The organism is Pseudophaeobacter leonis (assembly GCF_002087335.1).
Lineage (GTDB): Bacteria > Pseudomonadota > Alphaproteobacteria > Rhodobacterales > Rhodobacteraceae > Pseudophaeobacter > Pseudophaeobacter leonis.
On sequence record NZ_MWVJ01000033.1, the window covers coordinates 31,160 to 57,929 of the forward strand.

The 26,770-nt window shown below is 57.7% G+C and carries 22 protein-coding genes and 2 pseudogenes; 14 read left to right on the forward strand and 10 right to left on the reverse strand.

Annotated elements, in window-relative coordinates; translation table 11 throughout:
• Positions 1-231: 231 nt before the first annotated feature.
• Both B4968_RS08625 and dksA read right to left on the reverse strand, forming a co-directional pair.
• Positions 232-1,404 carry an FAD-dependent monooxygenase gene (locus B4968_RS08625; RefSeq protein WP_083098242.1) on the reverse strand — a complete coding sequence of 391 codons (1,173 nt, stop codon included), beginning with the start codon at positions 1,402-1,404 and terminating at the stop codon, positions 232-234.
• Between the two features lie 98 nt (positions 1,405-1,502).
• Positions 1,503-1,925 (reverse strand): RNA polymerase-binding protein DksA, encoded by a 423-nt coding sequence (gene dksA / locus B4968_RS08630; protein WP_083098415.1) that lies wholly within the window; start codon positions 1,923-1,925, stop codon positions 1,503-1,505.
• Between the two features lie 186 nt (positions 1,926-2,111).
• Here dksA and B4968_RS08635 point away from each other — a divergent pair, with 186 nt between their 5' ends.
• The 8 genes and pseudogenes from B4968_RS08635 to B4968_RS08665 all read left to right on the forward strand — a co-directional run bounded on the left by B4968_RS08635 (position 2,112) and on the right by B4968_RS08665 (position 9,881).
• Entirely contained in the window at positions 2,112-2,951 is an 840-nt protein-coding gene (locus tag B4968_RS08635; RefSeq protein WP_083098244.1) for an AAA family ATPase, read from the forward strand.
• Between the two features lie 400 nt (positions 2,952-3,351).
• Positions 3,352-4,749, forward strand: coding sequence for a DUF2927 domain-containing protein (locus tag B4968_RS08640; protein WP_083098417.1), 1,398 nt, complete (start codon positions 3,352-3,354; stop codon positions 4,747-4,749).
• Between the two features lie 42 nt (positions 4,750-4,791).
• Positions 4,792-4,959, forward strand: a complete 168-nt coding sequence (locus B4968_RS23705) for a hypothetical protein (protein ID WP_162843567.1) — start codon at positions 4,792-4,794, stop codon at positions 4,957-4,959.
• 20 nt (positions 4,960-4,979) lie between these two features.
• Positions 4,980-6,165 (forward strand): annotated as a pseudogene (locus B4968_RS08645) (vWA domain-containing protein).
• 251 nt (positions 6,166-6,416) lie between these two features.
• Entirely contained in the window at positions 6,417-6,779 is a 363-nt protein-coding gene (locus tag B4968_RS08650; protein ID WP_083098245.1) for a hypothetical protein, read from the forward strand.
• Positions 6,780-6,784: 5 nt separating this feature from the next.
• Positions 6,785-8,014 carry a putative bifunctional diguanylate cyclase/phosphodiesterase gene (locus B4968_RS08655; RefSeq protein ID WP_083098247.1) on the forward strand — a complete coding sequence of 410 codons (1,230 nt, stop codon included), beginning with the start codon at positions 6,785-6,787 and terminating at the stop codon, positions 8,012-8,014.
• 91 nt (positions 8,015-8,105) lie between these two features.
• Complete coding sequence (locus B4968_RS08660) at positions 8,106-8,792, forward strand: M48 family metallopeptidase (protein WP_083098248.1); 687 nt, start codon at positions 8,106-8,108, stop codon at positions 8,790-8,792.
• A 93-nt stretch (positions 8,793-8,885) separates the two neighbouring features.
• Positions 8,886-9,881: an LLM class flavin-dependent oxidoreductase gene (locus tag B4968_RS08665; protein ID WP_083098419.1), complete on the forward strand. Its 996-nt coding sequence runs from the start codon at positions 8,886-8,888 to the stop codon at positions 9,879-9,881.
• Positions 9,882-9,894: 13 nt separating this feature from the next.
• Here the strand turns inward: B4968_RS08665 and B4968_RS08670 are convergent, their stop codons facing one another.
• The 4 genes from B4968_RS08670 to glnE form a co-directional block, all read right to left on the reverse strand.
• Positions 9,895-10,455, reverse strand: a complete 561-nt coding sequence (locus B4968_RS08670; RefSeq protein WP_083098250.1) for an RSP_2648 family PIN domain-containing protein — start codon at positions 10,453-10,455, stop codon at positions 9,895-9,897.
• A gap of 8 nt (positions 10,456-10,463) precedes the next feature.
• Positions 10,464-11,678: an RSP_2647 family RNA methyltransferase gene (locus B4968_RS08675; protein ID WP_083098421.1), complete on the reverse strand. Its 1,215-nt coding sequence runs from the start codon at positions 11,676-11,678 to the stop codon at positions 10,464-10,466.
• Between the two features lie 182 nt (positions 11,679-11,860).
• Entirely contained in the window at positions 11,861-12,133 is a 273-nt protein-coding gene (locus B4968_RS08680; protein ID WP_083098251.1) for a hypothetical protein, read from the reverse strand.
• A complete protein-coding gene (gene glnE, locus B4968_RS08685; protein ID WP_083098253.1) occupies positions 12,117-14,915 on the reverse strand; it encodes a bifunctional [glutamate--ammonia ligase]-adenylyl-L-tyrosine phosphorylase/[glutamate--ammonia-ligase] adenylyltransferase in 2,799 nt (932 codons plus the stop codon). The genes B4968_RS08680 and glnE overlap by 17 nt, the downstream gene beginning before the upstream one ends.
• A 307-nt stretch (positions 14,916-15,222) precedes the next feature.
• Between glnE and B4968_RS08690 the strand changes: the two are divergent.
• The 3 genes and pseudogenes from B4968_RS08690 to B4968_RS08700 all read left to right on the forward strand — a co-directional run bounded on the left by B4968_RS08690 (position 15,223) and on the right by B4968_RS08700 (position 17,558).
• Positions 15,223-15,887, forward strand: a pseudogene (locus B4968_RS08690) (cupin domain-containing protein).
• On the forward strand, positions 15,887-16,987 hold the full coding sequence (locus B4968_RS08695) for a flavin monoamine oxidase family protein (RefSeq protein WP_083098254.1): 1,101 nt from the start codon (positions 15,887-15,889) through the stop codon (positions 16,985-16,987). Before B4968_RS08690 ends, B4968_RS08695 begins: the two are co-directional and overlap by 1 nt.
• A 166-nt stretch (positions 16,988-17,153) precedes the next feature.
• Positions 17,154-17,558, forward strand: a complete 405-nt coding sequence (locus tag B4968_RS08700; protein WP_241525647.1) for a TetR family transcriptional regulator C-terminal domain-containing protein — start codon at positions 17,154-17,156, stop codon at positions 17,556-17,558.
• A gap of 188 nt (positions 17,559-17,746) precedes the next feature.
• On the opposite strand, the gene B4968_RS08705 is transcribed toward B4968_RS08700, so the two are convergent.
• The 4 genes from B4968_RS08705 to B4968_RS08720 form a co-directional block, all read right to left on the reverse strand.
• On the reverse strand, positions 17,747-19,111 hold the full coding sequence (locus B4968_RS08705; RefSeq protein ID WP_241525648.1) for a M10 family metallopeptidase C-terminal domain-containing protein: 1,365 nt from the start codon (positions 19,109-19,111) through the stop codon (positions 17,747-17,749).
• Entirely contained in the window at positions 19,098-19,880 is a 783-nt protein-coding gene (locus B4968_RS23015) for a nidogen-like domain-containing protein (protein WP_139792667.1), read from the reverse strand. Before B4968_RS23015 ends, B4968_RS08705 begins: the two co-directional genes overlap by 14 nt.
• A gap of 634 nt (positions 19,881-20,514) precedes the next feature.
• A complete protein-coding gene (locus tag B4968_RS08715; protein ID WP_083098259.1) occupies positions 20,515-20,943 on the reverse strand; it encodes a response regulator in 429 nt (142 codons plus the stop codon).
• 38 nt (positions 20,944-20,981) lie between these two features.
• A complete protein-coding gene (locus B4968_RS08720; protein WP_083098261.1) occupies positions 20,982-22,937 on the reverse strand; it encodes a sensor histidine kinase in 1,956 nt (651 codons plus the stop codon).
• 120 nt (positions 22,938-23,057) lie between these two features.
• Here B4968_RS08720 and B4968_RS08725 point away from each other — a divergent pair, with 120 nt between their 5' ends.
• The 3 genes from B4968_RS08725 to B4968_RS08735 all read left to right on the forward strand — a co-directional run bounded on the left by B4968_RS08725 (position 23,058) and on the right by B4968_RS08735 (position 26,454).
• Positions 23,058-24,512, forward strand: a complete 1,455-nt coding sequence (locus B4968_RS08725) for an ABC transporter substrate-binding protein (protein ID WP_083098262.1) — start codon at positions 23,058-23,060, stop codon at positions 24,510-24,512.
• Positions 24,513-24,711: 199 nt separating this feature from the next.
• Entirely contained in the window at positions 24,712-25,458 is a 747-nt protein-coding gene (locus tag B4968_RS08730) for a sensor histidine kinase (protein WP_161492561.1), read from the forward strand.
• 306 nt (positions 25,459-25,764) lie between these two features.
• Positions 25,765-26,454, forward strand: a complete 690-nt coding sequence (locus tag B4968_RS08735; protein ID WP_083098266.1) for a response regulator — start codon at positions 25,765-25,767, stop codon at positions 26,452-26,454.
• Positions 26,455-26,770 lie beyond the last annotated feature (316 nt).

The window sequence follows — 26,770 nt, forward strand, 5'->3', positions numbered from 1 at the left end:
CTGTCCAGGCTCGCACGCCGCGCAAGGCGCGGCGCTATGCCCAACGGGAGGATGGGCCTGTAAAGGCCCAACTCCGGGCGGGAGCGCCACCTCGCCTCAAAGCCAGTCATGAGACCTAGGTAGAAACAGCCAAAATAGACCTCCACACCCCCAAACCCTGGATTGAGACCCCAACGGAAAGGCGCCAAAATCCAGCCCCCTGAGAAAAAGTAGCAAATCAGCCAGCGTGTCCTATGATGCCGTCACATCATGGCGATAGATCCAGTCAAACTGCTCGACCATCCGCTGAGGCGCAAAATGCCCGCCCAGTTTCAGGATTTGATGCGCAGGCCAACTCAGAGGCGCGCGCAAATGATACTTCCAGGCATTGCGACTGGCCGCATCCACGACCTTTACAGCACGCGCTCTGCGACGGTCCTGATACGCGGCCAGTGCTGCGGGTATATCGTGACGGCTCGCCTCTAGCGCATGCGCCAGCACCCAAGCATCTTCCAATGCCAAATTGCCGCCCTGCGCCATAAAGGGCAGTGTTGGATGCGCAGCATCGCCCAAAATCGCGACAGCGCCGCGGTGCCAATGGGGCGCCACCGGATGACGAAACAACCCCCAGAGCGCACAGTCGCGCACCTGTGACAAAAGCTGATGCGCCTCGCCTCCAAAGCGCGCAAAGGCACGTCTCATGTTTTCTGGGTCGTCGGCTGTATGCCAGCCTTCCTCCGCCCAGGCGCGGCGCTCCTGCACGGCGACAAGATTGACCAATGAGCCATCGCGCAGCGGATAGGCCACCAGATGTTGCCCGGGGCCCATAAAGACCTGTGCCTCAGCAGGCAGGTTTGCGTGATTGGGCACAATCGCCCGCCAGGCCACCTGCCCGGTAAACGCGGGCTGGCCCACTTCATTCAGCGCCCTACGCGTCTTTGAGTGCAGCCCATCCGCCCCAATCACCAAATCGCCACCACACTGCGCCCCGTTGGCAAGATGCACCACCGGCTTTGGCGCATAACCCACGCTTTGCACCTTTTGCAGCAACCGCACCTGAACACCTGCATCGCGCGCCGAATCAACCAAAATTCGGATCAAATCGGCCCGATGCACAAAATAGAATCTCAGATCCCCTGCATATTGCTCCAGATCCAGGCGCACCACTTCGCGACCCTGCTGATAAGAGCGCAAGACAACCGCGCGGGCGCGCTGCGAGGCCCAGGCCAGAGCATCGCCCAGATCAAGCGCTTTGAGCACAGCCACCCCGTTGGGCGAGATCTGCAGCCCGGCGCCAACTTCCGACACGGCTTCGGCTTGCTCCAGCACTGTGACCTGCGCGCCTTTGCGCTGCAAAATCAAAGCCGCCGACAGGCCGCCAATCCCGGCGCCACCAATCGTGATATTGAGGTGTTTCAGTGTCATCAAGCCCTGCTGCGTTGCGCTGTTCAGCTGTGCATAAACGAAAAACGCCGGAGCAACAGGCCCCGGCGTCGTTGTTTTTCACCTGAATCTTGGCACTGTCAGTCGTCGCGATGCACTTTTTCGCGCCGCTCATGACGTTCCTGCGCCTCAAGGCTCATTGTGGCATTGGGCCGTGCATCCAACCGTTTTAGGGAAATCGGCTCACCGGTCACTTCACAGTAGCCGTATTCCCCCTCATCAATCCGGCGGATCGCAGAGTCAATTTTGGAAACCAATTTGCGCTGGCGGTCCCGCGTCCGCAACTCCAGTGCCCGGTCAGTTTCTTCGCTGGCGCGGTCAGCGACATCAGGAATGTTACGAGTAATATCTTGCAACCCCTCAATGGTATCACGGCTTTCAGCGAGCAAATCCTGCTTCCAGTTCAGAAGCTTACGACGGAAATACTCAAGCTGCCGATCATTCATGAAAGGTTCGTCTTCGGCCGGACGGTAGTCTTCCGGCAGAAACATTTCTTGTTTCATTTCGGCTCCTTCGGTATCGTCCATTCTGTATGTGTCTTCTATTTTTGCCATACGTCCTGGCTCCCCATGCCGCTGCGTTTATCTTCTGACAAGCCGATTGTCACTACACAATAGTAAACAGACCGGGTTAAAACCGTGCTAAATGCGCCAGATCGCAAGACTGCAACCAGGGGAACAGTATTACTTATGCAATTCCAAGGGACTAAAGACTATGTCGCCACCGATGATCTAAAGATCGCGGTCAATGCTGCCGTGACGCTGGAGCGTCCGCTTCTGGTCAAGGGCGAGCCGGGAACCGGCAAGACAGAGCTGGCGCGTCAAGTGGCTGATGCCCTGGGGCTGCGCATGATCGAGTGGAATGTAAAATCCACCACCCGCGCCCAGCAAGGCCTCTATGAGTACGATGCGGTCAGCCGGCTCCGCGACAGCCAGCTTGGCGAAGAGCGCGTGCATGATGTGAGGAACTACATCAAAAAGGGCAAGCTCTGGGAGGCCTTTGAAGCCGGTGAGAAGGTCGTGCTACTGATCGACGAGATCGACAAGGCCGACATTGAATTCCCCAATGATCTCTTGCAGGAACTCGATAAGATGGAGTTCCACGTCTATGAAACCGGCGAGACGGTCCGGGCAGTGAACCGTCCCATCATGATCATCACCTCGAACAACGAAAAAGAGCTGCCAGACGCCTTTTTGCGCCGCTGCTTCTTTCACTACATCCAGTTCCCGGATGCCGAGACCATGAAAAAGATCGTGGCCGTGCATCACCCTGACATCAAAGAGGCTTTGCTGACGACGGCGCTGACCCAGTTCTATGAAATCCGCGACACGGCCGGCCTCAAGAAAAAGCCCTCGACCTCCGAGGTTCTGGACTGGCTCAAACTGTTGCTGGCCGAAGATCTGAGCCCGGAGGATCTGGCGCGCAATGGGGCGGATGCCTGGCCAAAACTGCACGGCGCTCTGTTGAAAAACGAACAAGACGTGCATCTCTTTGAACGCCTTGCCTTTATGGCGCGCGGCCGCCGCTAGCACCCGCGCAGAGCACAGCCCTACTCTGTTGTCAGGTCAGCCCAGTCAGTCTTGGCTGACCTGACAACGCCGCGCCCAGCACGACACGACATGCCACGCCGAGGTTTGACGCGAACCGTTGCCAGAACAACCAACCTGTTTCTTGCAGCTGCTGCCGTCTCTTCAAATCCCCCCCCTCTTGTCCTATCATTTGGGAACGATCTATTGCTCGGGTGTTTTCGGGCCAATTTTTGAGCCGTTTTGGAGCCCCTGAGATGCCCGTAGAGTTTCAAGACGACCCAACAGCTGCACCAGACCGGATTGCAGTTTCAGGCATGACCCAGAAACCAGCCGCCTGGGGCGCGGCGCAATGTGGCCGCTGCAAAGCCCCCAATGGACGCGCGCCATGGTGAGTGCCGCCATGTTTATTGCCACCCTGGGCCGATTTGGTCGCGCCGCAACCCGGCTAGGCATAGCTGTGCTTGTGGCCGCCTCTGTGGCCGCCTCTGGCTTTCCGGAAAACCAGACCCCGGCCAGCCGGGCAGCACTCGCCCGCAACAGCCTGCCCCCGGCCAAGTCCTTTTCGACGCCAAGACCGCTGCCGCCACAACGCTCGAACCGCGATATTGCCCGGGATTTTCTCGACCTCCACTTTAGCCTTGAAGGCGGCACTGTGCTGCCGGTGTTTACCCGCTTTGAGCGCCCGATACGGGTGCGCGTGACCGGCACGCCCAGCACCGGGTTTATGCAGGACCTCAACCGTATCCTGGCGCGGCTCAAAAATGAGGCCGACATCAACATTCAACCGGTCAGCTCTGGCCCGGCCGAGATCACCCTGCAGGCGGTCACCAGCCGTGAAATCCAGCGGGCGCTGCCACAGGCGGCGTGTTTTGTCGTGCCCAATGTCGACTCACTGGCTGACTTGCGGCGTAAACGGCGCAGCCCGGATACCGATTGGTCCCAGCTGCGCAGCCGCGACAGGCTCGCCGTGTTTATTCCGATAGATGTGAGCCCGCAGGAAGCCCGCGATTGCCTGCACGAGGAGCTGGCGCAGGCGATTGGCCCGCTGAATGATCTCTATCGACTGTCCGATTCCGTCTTTAATGATGACAATGTCCACACGGTGCTCACCGGGTTTGACATGTTGGTTTTGCGCGCCAGCTATGCGCCTGAACTGCGCATCGGCATGAGGCGACGCGAGGTCGCGGCAGTGCTGCCAGGGCTTTTGGCGCGGCTAAATCCGGCGGGCACGCGCATTGCCTCGCGCCCCCTGCCCGCAACGCCGCGCAGCTGGATCAATGCAATTGAGGCCGCCCTTGGTCCCGGCAGCAGCCTCAACGGCCGCAAACGCGCTGCTAATCAGGCTGTAGCACTGGCCCGGGACCTTGGGTGGTCCGACCACCGCCGGGCCTATAGCCACTATGTGTTGGGACGCATGATCCAGGCGGATGAGCCGGAACGGGCCCAACGCCACTTTCAAACCGCGCTCAGTTTTCTCCGCCAGTCGCCAGGCAGTGATCTGCACCAGGCGATCATTCGTCCGCGCATGGCCGCCTATGAGATCGCCCTCGGCAACGGAGAAGCTGCCCTGCAACAGATAAACCCGGTCCTGCCCGTGGCGATGCGCCATGAAAATGCTGCGCTGCTGGCAACCTCGCTGTTGATCAAGGCCGAAGCCCTGGATCTGCTGGGCCAATTTGCCACTGCCAATACGGTCAGGCTGGACAGCCTTGGATGGGCGCGCTACGGATTTGGCCCGGAATGGGCGGTGCAATCCAAGATGCGGGAAGTCGCAGATCTGCGCCCCTCTACCAACTGACAATGACCAACTAACAAACGCGCGAAAACAGGCGGATAAAACATGATCGTAATTGGCGCAGTGCTGCTCGGTGTCCTTCTTGGTGTCTTTCAGGCGCGAAAACGTGGCGGCAATATCGCCGATATGCTGCAATATGGCGCGGTCTATGCCATCGCCTTTGGTATTGTCGGGGTCATCGCCACCATCGTGATCCATCGCGTACTGGCCTAAACCCTCGCAGGAGACACGCCATGTTTCAGCCCTTTTTTGAAAATCTGCGCGGGGCCGCAATCCCGGTCTCGCTGCGGGAATATCTTACGTTCCTTGAGGGGATGAAAAAGGGCCTGGTGACCTATGACATCGAGGCGTTCTACTTTTTGGCCCGCGCCGCCATGGTCAAGGATGAGCGCAATATAGACAAATTCGACCGCGCCTTTGCCGCCACCTTTAAGGGGCTGGAAGCGATCCCCAATTCCGCCGTGATGGAGGCCGTAGACATTCCCGAAGAATGGCTGCGCAAAATGGCTGAAAAGCACATGACCGCCGAGGAAAAGGCCGAGATCGAAGCCCTGGGCGGCTTTGACAAGCTGATGGAGACTCTGAAACAGCGGCTTGAGTAACCAAAAGGGGCGGCATCAGGGCGGCAACAAATGGGTTGGCACCGGCGGCACTTCGCCCTTTGGCGCCTATGGCTATAACCCCGAAGGGGTGCGGATTGGCCAGAAAGAAAGCCGCCATCAGCGCGCCGTCAAGGTCTGGGACAAACGCGAGTTCCGTAATCTCGATGGCGATGTTGAGCTGGGCACCCGCAACATCAAGGTGGCGCTGAAACGCCTGCGCCGCTGGGTCCGTGAAGGTGCCCACGAAGAGCTGGATCTCGACAACACCCTCCGTTAAACGGCAGAGCATGGCTATCTGGATGTCAAAACCCGCCCCGAGCGTCACAATGCCGTAAAGGTGCTGTTGTTTCTCGATGTAGGAGGCTCGATGGATCCGCATATCAAGGTGGTGGAAGAACTGTTCTCGGCCGCCCGCACCGAATTCAAACATCTGGAATATTTTTACTTTCACAACTGTCTCTATGAGGGCGTCTGGCGCGACAACCGGCGCCGCTGGGACGCCCAGATGTCGACGCACGAGGTCCTGCGCACCTATGGGCCCGACTACAAATGTATCTTTGTTGGCGACGCGTCGATGTCCCCTTATGAGATCGCCTATCCCGGCGGCGCCAACGAGCACTGGAACAAAGAAGCAGGCCAGGTCTGGCTTGAGCGCGCGCGGCAGCAGTGGAAATCGCATCTCTGGATCAACCCGGTGCCGCAAACCCATTGGGACTACGCCCAGTCCATAGGCATGGTGCGCGAGATTTTTGAAGACCGGATGGTTCCCATGACCCTCGACGGGCTGGAGCGCGGCATGCGTGACCTCACGAGGTAGCGAATCTTTACCCAGCACCGTGAGGGGCCAGTTTTAAAGGCCCAGTCTTGAGAGCCTCGTCTTGAAGGCCCAGTCTTAAAGGCCAGCTACTGGGGCGCAGTTTTTAGGGGCCATGACGCGGCTGTAGCGGCGGTATTTTTACTGGCGCCAAAAACCTGCAAACATCTAAAAAAGCTCGCAAATCATCAACTTAATCTTAGAAGTCTCTCTGCTACGAAAAGCTTCTAAACAGATTTTGGGGGCTCGTAATTTTGCGCTTTTTTGACCGTCTCAGGCAGCTGAAGCTAGAGCTCACCTTTGTCGTAGCAACACTCATCTGCTTTCGTATCAGCGCTGAGTTGGAGTTGTTCGAGAGGTTCTATGACTTTAGCCGCGCCCATGAAAACTGGGCACTTGATGAGATTGCAGTCCTGAGCCTGAATGTTTTGGCTGCCTTGCTTTGCTACCTTTTCCTGCACGCAAAAACGCTGTCACGCACAGTAAAAGAGCGCGATCTGGCAGAACTGGAGGCGCAACGCATTGCGCGCCACGATTCCCTGACCGGTCTGGCCACCCGCCGCGCCTACACCAGCCATCTGGCCAAATACGCCGGAGCGGCAATCTGGACGGGCTGATAGTCATGATGGTTGACCTGGACCGGTTCAAAGCGATCAATGACCTGCATGGTCACGCCTGCGGAGATTTTGTTTTAAGCGAAACCGCAAAACGGCTGCAGAAGGAACTGGCTGCCGGTGATTTTGTCGCGCGACTGGGGGGCGATGAAATCGCAGTCGCGCTGGCGCCCGGAACCGGCGCAGAAAAGGCTGAAAGCGTCGCGAGACGGATTGCCGCCTCTGTTGCCTCCCCTTTCATCTACAATGAAATCAAGCTCTCCATCGGGTCGAGCATTGGCCTGGCCTGCCTTGAGAAGGATCTGGAGCCCTCGTCAGCGCTGCATTGCGCAGATCAGGCGCTGCATTTTGCCAAAAAGAACGGCCGGGGAACCTTTGCCTGGTATGATGAGCAGCTTGACAGCGCGGCCAAGGAGCGGCGCATTCTGGAACAGGATCTGCGACAGGCCGTTCGCGATGGAGATATTGACGCCCATTTCCAGCCGGTTTTTGACATCGCAACCAATCAGCTCTGCGGCTTTGAGGCCCTGGCACGATGGGAGCACAAGACCCGTGGAATGATCTCTCCCGATATTTTCATTTCCATCGCGGAAGACATTGGATTGATTGCGCCTTTGGGCTGGACGATCCTCACAAACGCCTGCCTGGCCGCACGCGAGTGGGATGCCTCGCTCAAACTGGCGGTAAACTTCCCGCCAAACCAGTTTCGCGATGCGCATCTGGTCAGCACAGTGAAAGACGTGCTGAACAAGACCCGGTTCGACCCCCGCCGACTGGAAATAGAAGTCACCGAAAGCGCCATCATGCTCGACTTTGAGCTGGCCAAAAAATCCATCCGGGAGCTGCGTCAACTGGGGGTCACGCTGGCGCTTGATGATTTTGGCACCGGGTTTTCCTCGCTGTCCAACCTGCGCCAACTGCCTTTTGACCGGATCAAGATCGACCAGAGCTTTGTCTCCGACATCAGCGAAAGCCCGGAAAATCAAAAAATCGTTGCCGGAATTCTGGCGATGGCACAGGGGCTTAATCTGTCTGTAACGGCCGAAGGGATTGCGTCCACCAGTGATCTTGCGTTTTTACAGGGTGTTGACTGCCCGCTGGGTCAGGGATTTTTGTTTTCAAAACCCATGACGGCAGAAGAAACCGACTGGTTGCTGGAAACAAAATGGTCTGAACTCTACCGGCGTGACACAGCCCTCCCGACACAGGGAACTGCCGAGATGCCAAAGGCCGGGTAAAAGCAGCGTAAAGCATTCGCTCCCGCCTGAGGTCTGGCGGCTTTTGGCAATGCCCCTTGCCATGGCCTCGCTGCGCACGCATATCTAGCGCATGCTACGCTTGACCCCTATTATCCTCGCTGTGGTTTACGGCCTTGTCATGTACCGGATTTCTGTCTGGCGCACGCATCGTGAACTCGATGCGCGCTCTACCGAGCTGGCCGATGCCAAACTGCGCCGCCTGACCGACCGCATGGCCGCCGCACTGGAAATCGAGCGGATCCCGGTGTTTATATACGAGGTCGATCCGGTCAACGGGCTTGCTGCACCGGATGGCCGCATTTTCATCACCCGTGGCTTTTACCGCAAATACCAAAGCGGCGAAGTGAGTGAGGCAGAGCTTGCCTCGGTGATCGCCCATGAGCTGGGCCATGTGGCGCTGGGACATGCCAAGAAACGCGTGATTGATTTCTCTGGCCAGAACGCCTTGCGCACCGCGCTGATGATGATCCTCGGACGCTATGTGCCCTTTGTCGGCCCCTGGATTGCCGGGCTGCTGGCCAATCTGCTCGCGGCCCGTCTGTCGCGCAGCGACGAATACGAGGCCGATGAATATGCCGCCGCCCTGCTGGCCAAGGCAGGCATCGGGCTTGAGCCACAAAAGAGCCTGTTTCTCAAGCTTGAGGCGCTGACCCAGTCGCGTGCAGGTATGGCGCCTGCCTGGTTGATGTCGCACCCAAAAACCGCCGAGCGCATCGCCGCGCTGGAACGGCTTGAGGCCGGTTGGAAAAACAGCTGACATCACGTCATTTTTTCAGGCAGCTCTTGTCAAAGGCGCGCGAAGATCCCAATTCTCAAGTTCCCGTGACTGGAAGCCTGATTGGACCCCCTGATGCGTTACTCTCTTCTTGACCTTGCCCCGGTGCCCGAGGGCAGTGAAATTCCGCAGTCCTTCCAAAACAGCACGGATCTGGCGCAACAGGCCGAAAGCTGGGGCTATGCGCGCTACTGGCTGGCAGAGCACCACAATATGCCCGGTATTGCCTCTGCGGCCACCGCCGTGCTGATTGGCCATATCGCCAGCCAGACCAAAACAATCCGGGTCGGGGCTGGCGGCATTATGCTGCCCAATCACGCGCCCTATATGGTCGCCGAGGCCTTTGGCACTCTGGCTTCCCTTTACGGGGATCGCATTGATCTGGGGTTGGGCCGCGCCCCGGGAACCGACATGCAGACCGCCTATGCCCTGCGCCGTGGCATGGCCTCTGGCCATGGTGCAGCTGACAGCTTCCCGCAGGATGTGATTGATCTGATTGGTTTTCTTGGGCCACTGGATCCCGAGGCCAAGGTGCGCGCCTTTCCCGGTCAGGGCACCAATGTGCCGGTCTGGATCCTCGGCTCCAGCCTTTATGGCGCACAGCTGGCGGCGCAGCTGGGGCTGCCCTATGCCTTTGCCTCGCATTTTGCACCGCAGGCACTGGAAGAGGCGCTGGAGCTGTATCGCCGCGCCTTTAGGCCCTCTGCCTTTCTGGATCGTCCACATGCCATGATCGCGGTGAATGTGTTTGGCGCCGACAGCGACGCCGAAGGCATCCGGCTGCGCACCACGATGCAGCAGGCCTTTGCCCGGCTGCGCCTGGGACAACCCGGCAAACTGCCGCGCCCGGTAGACGATATCACCGAACACCTGTCGGCTGCGGTGCTGTCTGGTGTCAACGAGGCCCTGTCGGTCTCGGCCACAGGCAGTCCGGATACGGTCCGGCGTGAACTCGCCCAGATTGTCGAGCGCTATGCACCGGATGAGGTGATCATCACCGGTCAGATCCATGACCACAGCGCAAGGCTGCGCTCGTTTGAGATTGCGGCTGAGGCGTTAGCGACGATCTAACAACGCCGACTTCTCAAGACCGTCCGCCGCTCAGCCCGGCCAGGGCTTTGGCAAGGCGCGGCAGGCGGGCCTTTTTCAGCAATGGGCGAATTTCCCAGCCACCGCCAGACAACCGATTGGCCTCGGCCAGCACCCGCGCGCCCAGCGCCTCGATCCCGGCGGTGTCTTTGAGCCAAAGATCATACAGCAGCTGATCGGGGCCAAGCCGCTCAAGCCCCTCCTCAGCAAGTGTGTTGCGGGGGAAGTCCTTGTTGTTGAGGGTGACAATGGCATCGGCATGGCCGCTGATGGCACTGGCCAGCACGTGTACATCGTTTTGGTCCGGCAGCCAGAGCCGGGCCTCAACCCCCGGCGCAGGGGGCACACTGGCATCGGGCCAGGCGGCCTTGAGCAAGGCCAGATCGCTCTCGGCCTGGGCGGCGCCTAAGGGTCCGAGTTTGAGGGCGGCGCGGCGCCATTCCTCGAGGATACGCGCCGACCACAGCGGTGTAAAACACCCGTGTTTTGCCGCACCGATCAGCATTTCTCGCATCACGGTCGGGTAGAGCACACAGGTGTCCAACAGCAGCTTCATCGCGGCTCTCAATCCAGCCGGAAGAACACGGATTTGAGGTAGCCGCTCTCGGCCAGCTGCGGCAATTGCGGATGATCCGCCCCGGCATAGCCCGTATGGATCAGCTGCCCACGGCGCCCGGCGCGACCAATGCCCCGTGCCGAGGCATTGCGGAACCGAGACAGATCCGCAGCATGTGAACAAGAGCAAAGGCCAAGGTATCCACCGGGTTTCACCAGAGGGGCTGCCAGCTTGGCAATCCGTTCATAGGCGCGCAAACCCGCCTCAAGGGATTGTTTTGAAGGCGCAAAGGCGGGTGGATCACAGATCACCACATCAAAGCTGCGGCCTTCCTCAGCCAGATTGGCCAGCTGATCAAAGGCGTCCCCTTGCAGCGCTGCAAAGCTGTCAGCAAAACCAGCAGCCTCGGCCCCCTGTGCCGCCAAAGCCAGTGCCGCGGCCGAGCCATCAACACAGGTGACAGAGCCAGCACCGGCAGCACGCATCGCCAGACCAAAGCCGCCAACATGGGAAAAGACGTCGAGAACCTCACCACCCTGCGGCACCAGACGTGCGGCAAAGGCCTGGTTGTCACGCTGATCGTAAAACAGGCCGGTTTTCTGTCCGCCCATCAGATCTGCCATATAGGTGGCGCCATTCATCTCGACCGCAACTGGCGCGACAGGTGCCTCCCCCAGCAAACAGGTGCTGACGTCGTCCAGACCTTCAAGGCCACGGGTGCGCCCCGACGCATTCTTGAGGATGGTGGTGCAGCCCGTGACCTCTGCCAGGGCGGCCGTCAGAGCCTCAAGATGCATCTCGGCCCAGGCCGCATTAGGTTGCACCACGCAGGTGCTGCCAAAACGGTCGATCACCACCCCAGGAAGCCCGTCGGCTTCGGCGTGCACCAAACGGTAGAAGGGCGCATCATAGAGCTGTGCGCGCATGGCCAAAGCCTGCGAGATACGCTGTGCGAACCAGGCCTGGTCAATCACCGCATCGGGGTTGCGATCCAGCATCCGGCAGATAATCTTGCTTGTCGGGTTGACCGCCACTGTGCCCATCGGGGTCTGGGCCTCATCCAGCAGAACGGCCAGGCTGCCGGGCTCAAGCTTGCGGGTACGCCGGTCGGTGACCAGCTCGTTGGAATAGACCCAGGGAAAGCCGTGGCGCAGGGCACGGGCATTGGCTTTGGGCAGGAGTTTTACGCGGGCGCGCTCGGGCGCGGAGGATGTGGCTGTCATAGCTCTCTCATAGACCCATCCCGACAACAGGGAAAGGGGGCGCAGATCGGCGTGATGCAGCCCCATGGCATGCGCCCACTGCAGTGCCGCAAGAAATCATTGCAACGCGGTCTGGCCCACCCCCGTATGCTGCGCTCGCCAGTCTCCGGCTAGTCTCCGGCTAGTCTCTGGCCAATCTCCGGCTAGTCTCTGGGCCGCGCGCGCCAGCCGCCACGGCGGCGTGGTTGCTCCATTTCAGCCAGCCCCTGCTGAAGCACCTCTGTCATGGGGTGAGCTGACGCCTCCCCCCTGTAATGCGCCAATAGCTGTTCGATGGCCGCGCCACTGTCCTGCCCCACCGGCAGGCTCAGCGCCCAGTCCAGAAAAATGCTGCGGCATTGGCTCGCGGTGATCCCCTCAATCCGGTAGGCTTCACGGATCAACTGCTTATGGTCGAGGTCAGTCAGGCTCTGCATGGGCGCTCCCCTTTCCTAAGGTCCGCGATATAATTTCGGCACAGTCCTGATACGCCCGCTCCAGAGCCTGCTCCAGGTCTTCCAATCTATTAAAACCAGCACTGCGGCTCAAAAACTGTGCGCCCCCCTCGCCCAAAGCCTGCCGGTCCAACGTCGCCCCCGTCACCAGCCGCGCGGCGGTTTGCACCGACCAGTATAGGGCGTATGACTTTTGCAAAACCAGCGCATCTGCGGCATCCAGCCAGTCGCAAGCGACGGCCTGTTGCAGCCCACAAGCGACGTCGCGGCTCTCAGCTGCCGCCAACAGGGCCCCGGCCTGCGACAGCAGTTCGATATCCATCATCCGGCCCGCGCCGGTTTTGGCGTCCCACACCCCCGTTGGGGATTTGGCAGCAGCAAGTCGGCGTCGCATATTGGCGACCTCGCCCAACACCGCGTCTTTTGCCCGGTCCTGCGCCAGAACACCCCTACGGAAGCTATTGAACCGCGCCATCAGATCAGCAGATCCAGCCACGACCCGGGCCCGCGTCAGCGCCAGATGCTCCCAGACCCAGGCCTCGTTCTCCTGGTAGTGCGTAAAGCCAGACCAGCTGGTGGCCACAGGTCCCTTATTGCCAGAGGGACGCAGCCGCATATCCACCTCGTAGAGCCGCCCCTGTGACATTGGGGCCGAAAGCGCGGTAATCAGCGCCTGGGTCAGCCGCGCATAATAGGCGCGTGTCGCCAGCGGCTTGCGCCCTTCCGACGTCTCTAGCCCCTCCGGATCATAAACCACAATGATATCGAGGTCAGACTGGGCGTTGATCTGGTTGGCCCCAAGGGAGCCCATCGCGATGACGATTGGGCCGCTGCCCGGGGGCGGGCCATGTTTGAGGGGAAACTGGCCAATAACCCGCGGCAACAGGGCAGCAATCACCGCCTCTGCCAGCTCGGCATATTGCGCGCCGGCCGCTTTCCCATCAATCAGCCCGCGCAGGTGATGCACGCCGATACGGAAATGCCATTCCTTGCACCAGCGCCGGGCGGCATCAAGCTGGGTCTCATAGTCGTCTTCCAGCGCCAGAACCGCCTTTAGCTCCTCTGTCAGGGCGAGACCTCCGGGCCAGTCCTCAAAGAAGGATCCGCCAATAACAGCATCAAAGACCCCCGAGTTGCGCGACAAGAAGGTCGCCAGCGGATGTGAGGTTCCCACAATATCCACCAGCAGATCCAGCAGCTGCGGATTGGCCTCGAACAGGGAAAACAACTGCACACCAGCGGGCAATCCCGCCAGAAAGCCATCCAAGGCCAGCAGAGACTCGGCAGGTTTTGCCGTGCGCGCCAGGCGGCTCAGCAATTCCGGTTTAAGGCGTTCAAAGATCTGCGCGCCACGCTGTGAGCGCAACGCAGGATAGGTTGGCCAGCGCCCGATGACGGCCTCGTCAAGATCCTCGGGGACATCCGGCCTTGCAGATGGGGCCACATCAGGGGCAAAAAAGCCCTCGGTCAAATCATGGACCTCTACCAGGCGGCGGTGGATTTCAGCCTGTAGCGCCGCCGGGTCCTGCCCCATCAGGCAGGCAACCCGCGCAATACCTTCTGCCGAATTTGGCATCTTATGGGTCTGCGCGTCATGCACCATCTGAATCCGGTGCTCCACCTCGCGGTGCGCGCGGTAATGCGTGCTCAGGCTGGCGGCAACCTCCTGCGGGATCCAGTCTTTAGCTGCCAGGGCCTCGAGCCCTTCGACCGTGCCGCGCAGACGCAGGCTCTCGTCCCGCCCGCCCGCAATCAATTGACGGGTCTGGGTGAAAAACTCGATCTCGCGAATACCGCCGCGCCCCAGCTTCATGTCATGCCCCGGCACGGTTACCAGCCCACCGGTGCCTTTGTTCTCGCGAATACGCAGGCGCATGTCATGGGCGTCCTGAATGGCGGCAAAGTCAAGATGGCGGCGCCAAACAAAGGGACGCAGGGTTTTCAGAAAGGCCTCACCCGCAGCCAGATCCCCGGCGCAGGGGCGTGCCTTGATATAGGCCGCCCGCTCCCAGGTCCGCCCAAGGCTTTCGTAATAGCGCTCCGCCGCCTCCATCGCGAGGCAGACAGGCGTCACCGCCGGGTCCGGGCGCAGCCGGAGATCCGTGCGAAAGACATAGCCATCGGCAGTGCGATCGCTCAGGATGGCGCACATATTGCGGGTGGCGCGGACCATGCCCTGACGCGCTTCAAAAAACACATCCGGCTCGTATCGGGTCTCGTCAAACAGGCAAATGAGATCAATATCTGAACTGTAGTTCAGCTCATAGGCCCCCATCTTGCCCATGGCCAGAACCGACAGCCCGCCCGCGGTCTCCACATCCGCCTCACTCATGCCCGGTAGTTTTTTGCGTCGGATCAAGGTGGCTATTTCCGCCTTGAGAGCAACATCAACACAGAGTGCGCCAAAATTGGTCAGGGCGGTGGTCACCTCTTCCAGGCTCCAGCCGCCCGACAGATCACAAAGGGCCGTCAACAGCGCCACTCTGCGTTTGGCCTGACGCAGACCCGGCTTCATCTGATCCGGTGCCAGGGCGCGACAGGCGTCAAACACCTCGGCCAACGCCGCCCTGGGCGCCGCAAGGCCAGGCCCAATCCAGTCCGCCTCCTGCGTAATCAATCCCCGCAGATAGGGGCTGGATCCTGCGGCCCCTGCAATCAGCTGCGCGCAGTCCTTATCCAGGCCTTGAACCAGCTCACGGGTTTCTGCGCCTAGGGCTGGATCATAGGCGCGGGGAAGGCGGGATATTTTGAGGCGATCAGTCATGCGCCGACACTGTTCTGCTGCCGCTGTCGCGTCAATGCGGCATCGCTGCCAGAGCGACAAGAAAGCGCAAAACCCGGCGAAAAGCCGGTGAAAAGACAGGCCCGTTTTGCCCGCTTAGGGGCAGGCCTGTTGCCGCCAACAGATCAGCGTTCAAAGGTGATGCCACAAAACTGTGATCAGCGGGATCTTTACGTCAATCAATTTTCAACCTACCAGTAGGTAGACAAAATGAGACCCACCACAGAATGCATCCCTGATCATGGTGCCCCAAGGCTGCGCCGTACGATTAAGAATTGGAGACAAGGCAATGGAAATCAATGCAGATTTCAACAAACGCGTTCTGGTTCACGCAGCAGATGAGCCTTGGCGCCCCTCTCCTATGGCCGGGGTTGATCGCCGGATGTTGGACCGGATCGGTGGCGAAGTCGCCCGGGCCACCTCCATTGTGCGCTACGCGCCTGGCAGCCATTTCTCTGCCCATACCCATACGGGCGGTGAGGAATTTATCGTGTTGGAGGGCGTGTTTCAGGACGAACATGGCGACTACCCGGCAGGCACCTATGTGCGCAATCCGCCAACAACCAGCCATACACCGGGCTCTGAGGCGGGTTGCACCATCTTTGTCAAACTCTGGCAGTTTGACATGGAGGACCGCCGCCAGTTTCGCAAGGACATGGCCGCAGATCTCAGCGCGACAAGTGAGGGTCATGCCTCGCACGAGTTGCACCGGGATGCCCGCGAAGTGGTAAGCTATCACCAGCTCGATCCTGGCGCCCGGTTTGAGGTTTTGGCCCCCGGCGGCATTGAGATCCTGGTCCTGGGTGGCATTACTGACGCGGGCGACACGCTTGCGCAGGGGTCCTGGCTGCGCTTGCCCGAAGGCGAGGCTCTGCCCGCCTCAGCCGGTGCCAAGGCGCCCGCCTCTGGATGAAGACCGGGCATCTGCCGTTTGCCAAGCCACCCGCAGTCTGATGCAAACGGATATTGCCATCATAGGTGGCGGGCTGTCCGGCTTGGCTCTGGCCCGCCATCTGGCCCGCAATCTGGCCCGCGAAGGCTGCGACTTTCAGCTGTTCGAGGCACGCAGTCGCTTTGGCGGCCGCATTCACTCCTTGCAGCACGACGGTGCTGCATTTGACCTTGGCCCCGCGTGGTTTTGGCCCGGTCAACACAGGATCGCCGCACTTGCCGAGGCGCTCGGCCTGGAAAGGTTTGATCAATATGCCAAGGGCGCGGTGTCCTATGAGAGCGAGACCGGCGAGGTTTTTCGCAACATGGGCTTTGCCTCGATGCAGGGCTCCTGGCGACTAAAGCGCGGCATGGGGAGCCTGATCAAGGGACTGGCAGAGCAGCTGCCCTCAGAAAGACTGCACCTTGATCACGAGGTGCAGGCCATCACGCAGCCCGGTGAGATCCGGTTTCGTTCTGGTCAGCGCTGGCAAGCCCGAAAGATTATCCTGGCCCTGCCCCCGCGCCTTGCGGCTGAGATTTCTTTTACCCCTGCGCTGAGCCGAGAGCAGCTGCGAGCTTTGCAAAATATTCCAACCTGGATGGGCGGACATGCCAAATTTGTCGCCCTCTATAAGGATGCGTTTTGGCGCGAGGCTGGCTTATCCGGGGATGCCATGAGCCGCAGTGGTCCATTGGCTGAAATTCACGACGCATCAGCCCCCGGTGCCCTCTCGGGACAAAAGCCGGAGCCTGCCTCACCTGCCGCGCTGTTTGGTTTTGTCGGAACCTCTGCTGTGGCGCGTCAGGGCCAGGGACAAGAGGCGAAGCTTACTCGCGCGGCGCTGGCACAGCTGAGCCGCATTTTTGGGCCGCAGGCCGCGCATCCCATCAAAACCGTTTTGCAGGATTGGGCCCAGGACAGGCACACCGCAACCCCACGCGACCTGATCCCGCCCAACCAGCATCCCGCCTACGGCCTGCCAGTGGCCCTGCACAGCATATGGGGCGGTCGGCTGTCGCTGTGTGTGAGCGAAGTCGCCCCCGAAATGGGAGGCTATCTGGAAGGCGCGCTTGCGGCGGCCGAACAGACCGCCGCCGATATGAAGAAAGAGCTGATCTGATGGTGGCCTCTGACACCAGAGAAAAACTGCTGCTTGCCGCCGAGCAGCAGGTCCGCCGCAAAGGATTGATGGTTTCAGCTATTCCGACCTGAGCGCAGAGGTTGGGATCCGCAAAGCCAGCATTCACTACCATTTTCCAGCCAAATCCGACCTTCTGACCGCCCTCATGGCGCGGTACGCGACTGAGGTGCTGCTGCAGCTTGAGCGCTATGTAGAGGCGATGGAGCGGCCCGAACAACAGCTTTGCGCCTTTGTCGATCTTTACCGGGCGGCGCTGCAGGAGGGGGGCAGTCTTTGTCTGTGCATTGCCTTTATCGTGAGCCGCGACGGCCTGGCCCCTGAAACCCGGCACGAGATCACCCAGTATCGCCGCGCAGTAGAGCACTGGCTGAGGCTGCGGTTTGAACAGGCGCAGACATACCAAAGCCTGCCAAAGGGGTTTGGCGCGCCCAGACACGAGGCCGCCGCAGCTCTGGCATTAGTTGAGGGGGCGCAGCTTTCTGCACGAATGACAGGGGATCCGACGCGGTTCGACATCGCCACGCAGGCCTTTCGCGACCGCCTCTGTTAAAGACATGCACATTTAAGGACATGCACCTCGCCGGGCTGTTTCAGTATTGGGGCGCTGCTGGCCTCGCTTCCTTTTGGCGTCACTTGACGGCCAACTCTGTGCGCAGCTCTTTTCACAGGGTGCGCGCCTAGACAAAAATGAGCGCAGCCTTTTGCAAAGCTGCGCTCAAGAACATCAAAACGACGCGATCATAAGAAAATGAAATCGCCAGCCTCCAGGGTTTCGAGATCAACCCCTGTCAGGCGCATGCTGTTGCCGAAATCATCCTCGATCACCACGCCTCTGCTGCCCTGAGTGGTGTGGTTGAGCATGAGATCGGAAAAGTCAGTAATGCCGCTGGCGTCACTCAAATCGACCTGATCCTGGCCACGAAAACCAAATACATAGTCACGGCCTTCGGAGAAGACAAAGTCATCAGCGCCACGGTTGCCGGTCAAGCGGTCATTGCCAGCGCCGCCATCCAGGACGTCATGGCCACCATTGCCAAACAGTTTGTCATTTCCTTCGCCACCAAGCAACAGATCGTGGCCCTTGCCGCCGTCCAGGCGGTCGCGACCACCGTTGCCATGCAGCGCGTTGTCTGCATTGTTGCCGATCAACCGGTCATTGGCGCTGCCGCCCCAGGCATCCTCAATAAAGTTGATCACCTCTCCACCTTCGCGCACAGCCGCAGCCACGGCGACATTGTCGTCGATCTCCCCAATCGAAGAATAGTGTTCGGGACGCAGATCAATGCGGCTGGACGTCTCCAGATCAGAGGCATCGATCAAATCGTGGCCACCGGCATCCCAGATGGTCAGGATCACATCCCGGTATTCCCCGTCCTCCCCCAGCACCTGCATGCCAAGATCATTGTCCGTGTTGGTGGCATATTGATATTCGAACTCGTCTGCGAGACCATCTCCAATTCCGAAATAGACCGTGTCAGTGGTCCGGGTTTCGGTGTTCGCGCCATAAAGATCCTGCAGCGCCTGAATATCCCAGAGCATCGGCGTGAGCGAATAGGCCTGATCGACCAGCGCGTCATCAGCCTCTTCAGGGTGCGGCACATAGGACATCACCGTATATTGGCCATTGGTGTTTGGATTGTTGGGCCTTTCATTGGGTTGACGCAGCCCCAGCGCATGGCCCATCTCATGCAGATAGGTGCTCCAGCTGGTGTGCCCAAAGACCGGCCCGCCATTCTCGCCGACATCCTGAACGAACTGGTCCTCGTTGGAGCGGTTGCTCCACAGGTCACCCGCCCGCGAAGGCCGATCGCCAAGGTGATCCGGATTGGGGAAGTTCGAGACAAAGCCATAAAGATCGACATCGTCGAACTCGGCGCTGCCAAAGGCGATATCGCCGACAACAGCGCCGCCGCGCACTTCAAAGACCCAGAGCCCGTCTACGCCGGTATTCCCGGTGGTATTCTCCAAATCCAAAATGGCGCTTTCGTTGCCCGATTGCGGTAGCTCAAAGAAATCGGCGCCATTCCCGGCTGAGAAACCCGCGCGGGCCGGGGTACCACCCAGACCGGTTCCGTCAAACGTCTCATCACTATTTGGAGGCATCTCCCGAGGACCAGTTGATATCCTCGTAGCGGAAAACGATGTCGAAATCGCCTTCCCCACGGTCAAACAGCTGCATCTGGAAGGAATTGCTGGGCGTCGCGTGCTCGCTGAAAAACCCAACATTGTCCCAGGTGATCGTGACCACATCGGCCTCGGCGTCAACATCGACATAGATCGGGGCGCCCGCCCGGGTGTCCACATCAGCCCAGAACGCCGCAATAAGGGGCGTGCTACCAGCCGAGATGCCCGAGGGGGTATACTGGCTCAGACCAGTTCCAAAGGTGATGTTGCCATTGGTGTTCACATAGATTTCACTGGCATCATATTCGGCGCCAAAAAAGTTCAGCCCATCTTCAAAGACCGCCGACATATCAACCAGCGAGGATCCGTCATCATTGACGGAGAGTGCGATCCCCCCCGCATTGACCAGGGTGCCATCGCCGCTGACCTGGTCGCCAGTGCCATCGCCGGTGCCGCCGCGCGCAATGGTACCGTGCTGCAGGTTGACGTTGGCAACTTCATTCCAAGCCTGAATGGCCTGCGATGCCATTGCCCGCTGCTCGACTGTCATGGAGAAATCACTGTCAAACGGCACCGTGTCACTGCCCACATTCCAGGCATCATCGGTCCCATCCCCATCCGTATCTATCTCGCGGTAGTAGCTGGGCATCTCGGTCCCCAGAAAGGAATAGGTGATCGTGCCGCTGCCGTTGTGCCAGCCTTCGGTGCCGCTGACGAGGAGGGATTCATAGGTCTGACGTACTGGCATTGGATTTGGCCCTTTCAAGCAGTAATCAAGCTGGTGAATGCCCTCGTCCAGTGTTCAAACCGGACCTCCCGAACGCCCAGAGGACGCCGAGACAAAGGCAGCTGAGGCAAAGGCAGCTGAGGCAAAGGCAGCTGAGGCAAGCATCGAATGTGTTCCGGGGCAGATGCAGTTTTGAACAACTGTTTCCCTGCGCTCCTGTCCCCGAACCTGCGACCAAGCCACCCCCATACTTGTATGTTAAATTTGCGATGAATTTTTTTCTTTGACATAGATCAGGCGGGAGAAATTTCGACACTTTCAGTCATACTATTCCCTTTTGTTTGCAGGAAACAAACTTTTTCACAGGCATTGTTTTCACAGGCCATTGCTTTCGCAGGCCATGTTTTCACGAGCGATGTGAGGCAGATCAGGCAGCGTCGGACAGCGGACCAAAATATCTCTGGTAACAACAGGATGCGTAACTGACGGTGAGGCCGCCGTGTTGCGCAGGCCCATGGCAGCCCATGGCATCAGCTCCTGTGGCAGCGCATCCTTCACATGAACTGCGCCTCCCAAAGGTCGGCTGCAAGCCACCAGATTGCAGCATGAGCAGTCCGAACATGCCCACCCGGCAGCAGCGGATTGCGGCAGGACACTATTTCGGCAGAACAACGAGGTTTGAGAACCGCTCAAGCATGTTGATCTTTTCGATCAAGCTGTATTCTGAATTTTCCTTCAGAATATAGCCGGCGACGTTCTTTTCATATGCGGCCTGAATATCGGCTTCACTGTTAGACGTGGTCAGAACGAAGACCACCACATTGTGAAGATTTGGATCCTCTCGAATTTCTTTCAGAAACTCATGCCCGTCCATGCGCGGCATATTGATGTCGAGGGTCACAATATAGGGCTGGGTAATCCGCTCCTGGCCGGCGTCTCCGCGCAACATTTCAAGCGCTTCAATGCCATCCATAGCAACAAAAACGGGGTTGCCCAGATTGGCTTTCTTGATCGCCCGCTTGATTTTCATGATGCTGACTTCGTCATCATCAACGATCAGGAACTTTACCGGTTCAAAGTCCATAGTTTCGAAAACCTCGCCTCAATATACACGTTACTGATCTATGCTACATCAGAGACCTTATCATTTTCGCACAAGTCGGCAATCTCAAAAATAAACCGGGTTCCGCGCTGCTCAGGGGCATGAGATTCGACCTCAATCTTGCCTCCCAACCGGCTTGTGAGCTTGAGCACAAAAGCCAGGCCAAGGCCACTGCCCTCGACCCGGTCCCGCGACTTCAAGGTTTTGAACAATCCAAAAATTCGCTTTTGAAACCGGGGCTCAATGCCGGGGCCGTCGTCTTCGACCGCAAATCGCAGAACACCCGGACTGCGAGAGAATGTCACCACGATTTTACCTGTGGGCAGATCATGGTGCTTGATCGCATTGGTCAAAAGGTTCAGCAGGATTTGCCGCAAGGGGAGACTATAGGTGACGACCGTTCCAGGATCATTCAGCAGCGTGATCTGGAAGTCGCCGCCCGGGTCCAGCATGTCGGACATTTTATTGACCTCCTCGCTCAACGAGATTGGTCCGATGGTTGTGTCGATTTGGCCCACTTGCGCATAGGTAAGAAGGTCGGCCTGCAGGGCTGACAAGCGCGCGCTGCGTTTTATCAACAACTCCAAATTCGCAATACAGGCCGCAGAAAGGTCGTCGCGCTCGTCCTCAAGCGTCCAGGTCGCCAGATCCTGAATCGCATCTAACGGAGAACGCAGATCATGCGCGGCGACATAGGCAAAACGCTGCAGCTCGGCATTTGAGCGTTCCAGCTCGGCGGCCTGCTCTTTGAACACGTTGAGCGCATTGGCTATATCTCCCAGTTCGTCCTCGCCACTGACCCGAATTTCATGGGCGTAGTTGCCGCGTGCGAAATTCAGGACATCTTCGGTCAGCAAGGTGAAACGTTGGCTGATCTGTTTATTAATGACCTGACCATTCAACAAAACCAGCACCGCAAGAACGACAACGGTTGTGGCAATGCCAATCAGCTTGATATTTTGCGTCAGCCTGGATGTCAGCGCAATATCTGCCCTAAAACTCCCCGTTGCCTCTTGCATAATGAGCTGAACCTGGTCCCCGATGTCAGACACCGTAGCATCCCTATGGCGCTTGAGCGTCTCAACATCCTCGCGAGAGGCCTGAAGCTCTCGTAGAAAATAGAGATATCCCGGGTCAGAAAATAAACCTTTGCTCAGCTCCGAGGCCAGTTGCGCCAGTTTGGCACGTGCCTCGGAATTTCCCAGCAGGGTCAAAGAGAGAGAGGTGCTTTTCAGTCGGAAATTCAACCTGTCGGCAAGAGCGCTTACGTCATGTTGGCTTAACTGACCAAAGCGGCCCTGAATCATATTGGAAAAATCGACCGCGCCACTTTTCAAAGAGTTCAGAACTTCGACTTCCCGCGCAAAAACCAGAAACATATCCAACTCTTTTTGCACCAACCCGCTGGTGGCACCAAGGTCAGCGGACCGGGACAATACCTCGGTTGAGGATACAATGAGCAATTGGTCAATAATATCCTCAAAACTGCTCGTCAGGCTTAAAAGGTAGGCACTGTATTCCTGAACCTCACGCTCCAGGTCGCGTTGTGTAAACTGATTTTGAAACAGGGCCTCGTTTGCCGCGACGAATTCATCCCGGATGTACTGAAACAGAGCGGTATCCAAGCGATCTCTATCAAGTGAAAGGATATCAAAAAAGATGACCTGAGCCTCTGCGTCATTCTTAAGATATCGGATGCGCAGCTTATCCAATTCAGTCTTTGTGAGGTGCTCTTCCAAAAGCTTTGTCTCACTTACTGTCAGTGCCGTCAGCTTGGAAAATTTCTGTGCCTTGTCCAACAGTGGTATCGAATCTGTTAATATCGACGCCTGAGCGCCGTTCAGTCGAATGATCTGGGTTCCAACAATTAACTGCAGCATTGCAACAAGAAGGACTATGGCAGAGGTCGCAACGCTCAACTTAAAGACAACACTTGTCCTCCAGCGCGTCGTTAACTTTGATAAAAGTCCAAGCATTAATATTTTCCGTTGCCCCCTGATGCACCCAACATGTAAACTTAAAATTATTAATGCCCTGTTAAGTGTATTACCCCATAACTATCTGTATTAGCGGGCGTTTCAGTGCAAGGAAGTCATATGAAAAACTTGACACGTCGACGGACACTCCTTGGCCTCTCCTCAGCGGCCTTTGCTGTGACAGCGCCTCGTTTGCCCTCTGCGCGCACGCAAGCTGCCCTGCATGAGTACGCAGCACAGGCTGCGGCTGCTTTGGCTGACGGGCGCAACGTAGAGCTTGGCCTCTTAATGCCACAAGGAAGCAGCGCCAACGTAAATCCCGCTATTGAAGCATTCAGAGCAGCGACAGGCATTCTGGTCAAGCCCGTTGAAACTCCGGTGGACAATATCAACGTTCAGCTCACCCTGGACACCCTAAGCGATGCAGGCAGTTATGACCTCGCACTTCCCGCGACGTTTGGCAGGCCTGACCTTGTGTCAACCGGCGCGATCATCCCTCTTTCAGACTATGCAGACAAACACGAACCCGACGATTTCAGACAGGGTGTGCTCTATCCAACAGGCGATAGTTTTGATGGCCAAACCTACGGGTTTCAGACGGATGGCGATGCCTATCTGATGTTTTACCATCAGGACCTGCTCAAGGATGACGGCGAACAAAAACGGTTTTCCGACACCTTTGGCTACCCGCTGGACATCCCCGAGACCTGGGAGCAGCTGGACCAACAGATCAAATTTTTCAACCGCCCCGATGAAGACCTGGCCGGTGGCGTTCTGTTTCGCACCCCAGGCTATGTCGCCTGGGAATGGTGGGTTCGGTTTCATGCAAAAGGCTATTGGCCCCTGTCCGAGACTCTGGTGCCCCAAATTGATGCCGAGGCCGGTGTCACCGCGCTTGAGGATCTTATTCGGTTCACCGAGCACCTCTGCCACGAAGCCTCCACTCTTGGGCTGTTTGACAATTGGAAACGCTACGCTGAGGGCAATGTTTACTGCAATATTGGCTGGGGCGGCACCCAAAAGTATCTCAATGGGCCCACCTCAAAGATGCGCGGCAAGATGGCCTTTGGACCGACGCCGGGTGGCATTGTCGATGGCGAGCTGCTGCTGACCCCCTACTTCAACTGGGGCTGGAACTATGTGGTAACCTCGCGTTCAAAAGAGCCTGAAATCGCCTATCTTTTTGCGCTCTTTGCCTCCAGCTCAGAGATGTCGACACGGTCCGTACGGCAACAAAAGGGATATTTTGATCCCTTCCGGCCAGAACACTATGAGGATGCCGAAATCCGCGAAACCTACTCTGACGCCTTCCTGGATGTGCATGCCACCAGTATGAAAAACGCGATCCCGGATTTGTACCTTGCCCATCAGGGAGAGTACTTTCAGGTCTTGAGCGACGGCTTGAACCGCGCCTTGCGCCGGGAGATATCTCCGGAGAAAGCGCTGAAACGTGTCAGCGAAAGCTGGTCGCTGATCTCGGCGCGGGCCGGTCTGAAAAAGCAACAGAACCGGTGGATGCAGCTGCGCGGCAAGTATCCCCTGGCGGTCCGCAACCGGCTGAGGGACTATTCCTGAACCGGCGGACTATTGCTTAACCGGCGGACTTTTGCTGAACCAGACCTGGGTGAACGCTGTTCACTGCGCCCCGCCCTCAAACCACATAACCTGATGTTCACAAATGGCTCATAATCTCTGGTCAGTGAGAAAACAAAGCGGCGAGACAAATTGATGGATGGCTCTCTAAGCCCCGACTATGGCAGTGACAACCCCCCAGATGCAGACCGAAAAATTACAGACTGAAAACCTGCAGGCCGAAAAATTGCAGGCCGAATTCGACAAAATCATGTACCATATCTCACATGATTTGGGGGGCTCTACGCGTGCGATCTCGGATATACCGCAATGGATTATTGAAGATCTGTCCGATGCCAATATCGTTCTGCCAGAAGAGATCAATAACCACCTGCGTCTGCTCATCCGCCACTCAAATCGCCTGGAAAACATGATGCAGGGCTTCCTGGAATACTCCCGTGTTGGCCGCTATCAAGGCCTTGCAACATTGGATCCCTCCAAGGTTCTGAGCTGGATACTGGAGGAGACTGCCTATCCGGAGACATGGGACATCATTAACAATGTGTCGCCCTGCACCCTGCGTATGTCCAAACATGATCTTACAGCCCTCTTCAAATGTCTGATTTCGAACCCGATCAAACACAGTGATCAGGATCACGGTCGGCTGGAAATAAATTCTCATATTGAAGATGGGTTTGTGAAAATCCTGTTTTCGGATGATGGCCCTGGAATAGAGCCACAGTGGCAGGACAAGATTTTCGAAATGATGAAAACCTTAAAGTCACGGGATCAGGTTGAAGGCAGCGGCCTGGGATTATCAATTTGCAAGAAAATTTGCGACCACTACGGTGGAAACATCTGGGTCGACAGCTCGCCTGCGGAAAAACGCGGCTCTGTGTTTGGGGTCTCCCTTCCAATACATGACAGCGACAGCGACAGCGCACAATAATCTGCCATAGGCGAATGCAGCCACAAACAGAACCAGCCCCCCGCGCAATACCGGCCCAGTAACACAGGGCTTACAGTTACTTATTAAAATTTTCTAATATTCGTCCGAAACTGATAATCAAAACCCTTACTTATTCAGCCATCCCGATACTTTAAGTAGAAAATCATCATCCAAAAAACACAAAATTGAGACACCCAATCTCAAATAGTAAATACCTTTCATACACTCAAAACCAGTTATTAGGGATATAGTGCTACAAATGAGTATCCGATCGTAGTGTTTTTGTAGTGTTATGGGGATGAGTAAATGGAAATGGGAAAAGTGACTACCACACAAAAAGGTGTTGGTACGCCAATGAGCCTGCGAGTCCTTGTCTTGGACGACAGTGAGTTCGACAGGACGAGATTGCAAAGGCTGATATCGAAGCTTGAGCCAAATACCGAGGTCGTTTCTTGTTCAAATATTGATGAGTTCAAAAAAGAACTGGAACAGGGCTACATCGACGTCTGTTTGATTGACCACCATCTGGGTGAAGCCACCGGCCTGGACGCTTTGGAAATGGCAAAGCTTCAGGAGGGCATTGGCCACATACCAATGATCATGATTTCTGGGCAAGAAAACACCGAGACGATCGTTGAATCGATGCGCGCCGGATGTGCGAGCTTTCTGGGGAAAGATGGCCTGACCGTCGAGAAGCTGCGCGACGTCATTTACAAATCCCTGTCCGAAAGCTTTTCTTCGGAAGAGTTTGGCGAAGAGGTCCTGCGCGCCACCAATAATGTGATTGGCGCCTTTTCCAAAGGCTGTGTCACGGAACTGCAGCCACGTCTGCGCCGTGTGTTTAAGCAAGCGGAGTTTATCCGCTCCTGCCATGCGCACAAACTCTTGCCTTCGCCTGAAGCTCTCGATGAAATCGAAAAGCATTGCCTGATGATCTGGCGCTTTTTTGATGAGGTTGAGCACTATAGCGAAGGGCTTGATAAGACAAAGCATTAGATATTTGCTCCCATGGTTTGCTCCCATGGCTTGACGGAGTGATGCTTTCTCGGGGCTGGATACTTTCTCGGGACTGGACGCTTTCTCTGGACTGGACGGAGGCACGTTAGGACATTCTCGTCACGGGGGGGGCCGCCCCCCCTTGTCTCCGGGTGCTCGCTTGCACAGCAAACCATGAGAGGACCTGGTATTGGATGCTGATACATCCTTTTCGGGCCAGCGCGCTATGCGTGACCTAGACCACGTGCTCACCGAACGCCCTACCCGGCAGAATGGCGTCCCCAAAATCGTTTGGGACAGGCTCAAAGGCGCATGC